Here is a 1,326-nt window from a genome sequence, read left to right as displayed (position 1 = left end):
TTTATTAAACAACAAAAAATAGCAGCGTGATGGTTATCAAACAATTTCAACTAAGAATGGGATTGACCCCTTTGGAACAACTTGCTTCATATAAAAAACCTGATGAATCAGATTGGGTTTGTGTGACTGGATTACCAGAAGAATATATCCCTAGAAAATTGGCAGAGAAGCTTATTATTAAAGGAGGCTGTATTATATTATGGTGCACTCCACTCGATCCGGATATTTTGGATATTCAGCCAAAATTAAATAGAAATAAAGATATAGCATTAGATTACCCGGAAACAGCCGAAAGTTTAGAATCTGGGCAAGAAGTGAATAATCCTAATCCAGAAGGCTTAAGTGGTAGTGGGGTTTGGTTAGTGCAGCCAAATCCTAAAGAAAATATATGGCATCCTGAATTATTTCACCTAATTGGAATTCAAAGAGCGTGGAACTCTAAGAAAAGAATTCTAAAAGCCACACAAATAAAATTGTGGTTGGACCTTATCGAAAAAGATTATCCACGGCTAAGTGGGACTTTATCAAAAAAAGCTAGGTCCCAAGACATGACTATGGACTAGTTTGGCGAAAAGAAGCCCATCTGGCCGCATGTCCAAATAAATTTTTTCAAGGATACAATCCCCTTGTCAGCATGGCTTTTTCCAATTTTCGTATGGCTAGCGCCATGGCGGCGGTGCGCATGTCGAATTTTTCTTTTTGGGCTAAATTGGTAACCTGGTCAAAACTTTGCGTCATAATGTCCCACAAGCGCTGGTTGATTTCTTTTTCGTTCCAGAAAAAACTTTGAAGGTCTTGCACCCATTCAAAATAAGAAACAATCACACCCCCGGCATTGGCCAAGATATCTGGAATTACAAAAATATCCGTATCGTTTAAAATGTGCGCCGCGTCCCTTGTCACCGGGCCATTGGCTGCTTCGGCTAGAATACGGCATTTAAGCTTGCTCACATTTTTTTCGTGAATCACCCTTTCGATGGCAGCGGGGATAAGAACTTCGCAATCCAAAGTAAGTAAATCTTCATTGGAAATAAAATCTCCATGCGGGTAACCCTTTAAAGTTTTGTGCTCTTCCAAGTATTGATTAACAGAATCATAAGCAAGTCCCTTGGGATTAAAAACCCCACCGTGGACATCGCTGACGGCAATAACCGAACACCCCAATTTTTCAAGTTTCCTAAAAGCAGCGGCCCCCACCTGCCCCATCCCTTGAATGACCACACGCATTTTTTCATCAAGCGTCATTCCCAGTTTTTCGGCTGCTTTCAAAACACAGTAAGCCACACCGCGACCGGGGGCTTCAACCCGTCCCAAGGTTCCGCCAAT

The 1,326-nt window shown here is 41.6% G+C and carries 1 protein-coding gene and 1 pseudogene (1 of these 2 cut by a window edge); one reads left to right on the top strand and one right to left on the bottom strand.

All coding sequences use genetic code 11. The annotated features are described in order from the left end of the window. The first annotated feature begins 29 nt into the window (after nt 1-29). The gene (locus tag A2048_03705; GenBank protein OGP08718.1) at nt 30-563 is read left to right on the top strand and encodes a hypothetical protein; all 534 of its coding nucleotides are present in this window, start codon (nt 30-32) and stop codon (nt 561-563) included. A gap of 46 nt (nt 564-609) precedes the next feature. Here A2048_03705 and A2048_03700 read toward each other — a convergent pair. Next, a pseudogene (locus tag A2048_03700) lies at nt 610-1,326 on the bottom strand (hypothetical protein); it runs 422 nt beyond the window's last position.

It is taken from the genome of Deltaproteobacteria bacterium GWA2_45_12 (assembly GCA_001797365.1).
Classification (GTDB): Bacteria; UBA10199; UBA10199; order UBA10199; family UBA10199; genus UBA10199.
This window is presented reverse-complemented; position numbering and strand designations above follow the sequence as displayed.